The organism is Vibrio sp. 1641 (assembly GCF_033339995.1).
Classification (GTDB): domain Bacteria; phylum Pseudomonadota; class Gammaproteobacteria; order Enterobacterales; family Vibrionaceae; genus Vibrio; species Vibrio alginolyticus.
The window spans coordinates 1-977 of the sequence record NZ_JAWOVP010000064.1 but is presented as its reverse complement, the minus strand read 5'-3'; the positions used below and the strand labels follow the sequence as shown (position 1 = coordinate 977).

General features: G+C 53.0%; 1 protein-coding gene. It reads left to right on the top strand.

The genetic code is table 11. The features are described from left to right. Window positions 1–977: tandem-95 repeat protein (locus tag R7Z47_RS24175; protein WP_318130678.1), on the top strand; the 977-nt coding region annotated here is incomplete at both ends.

The following is a 977-nucleotide window of genomic DNA, read 5'->3' as shown; positions in this document are numbered from 1 at the left end:
AATGGCATTGCTACGTTCACTCCAACCGCAGACTGGAATGGCTCAGAAACCCTAACCTTTACCGCCACCGATCCAAGCGGTGAAAGCGTTAGCCAAACGGTGAACTTCGCAGTTGCGCCTGTAGCGGACATCGTGGCAGACAACGCGACGGTTGTGGAAGACACGCCAACCATCATTAAGGTCTTAGGTAACGATACGTTCGAAGGCGACGACAAAGTGGTGTCGCTAGATACCAATAACGGACCAGCTAACGGCACGGTCTCGGTCAACCCGGATGGCAGCGTAACCTACACGCCAAACGACAACTTCCACGGCACAGACAGCTTCACCTACATCGTCACCTCAGGTGGGGTATCAGAGTCCACCACGGTGAACGTCGATGTGACGCCAGTGAACGATGCGCCAGTGGCAAAAGATGACGCGGCAACAACACAAGAAGATACCGCTGTCACGATTGATGTTCTGCCAAACGACACCGATATTGATGGCGATAAGCTGTCGATTGACTCGGCATCTGTGCCGAGTGACCAAGGGACAGTTGAGATTGTTGACGGCAAGTTGGTCTTCACACCGGCCGAGAACTTCAATGGTGACGCCGAAATTACTTACACCGTCACCGATGGTGCACTGACAGACCAAGCGACGGTTAACGTCACCGTGAATGCGGTGAACGACACACCTGCGGTTGAGAGCAACATTGTAGACCAAACCTTGGCGGAAGATTTCACGCCATACAGCATCGATCTAAATACTGCTTTCAGCGATGTAGATAACGTGGATGGCGAGCTGAGCTTCAGCGTTTCTGGCAACAGCAACATTCAAGTGGCGATCGTCAATGGCATTGCTACGTTCACTCCAACTGCGGACTGGAACGGCTCTGAAGCGTTGACCTTTACGGCTACCGATCCAAGCGGCGAAAGCGTTAGCCAAACGGTGAACTTCACAGTTGCGCCTGTGGCGGACATCGTGGCAGATAA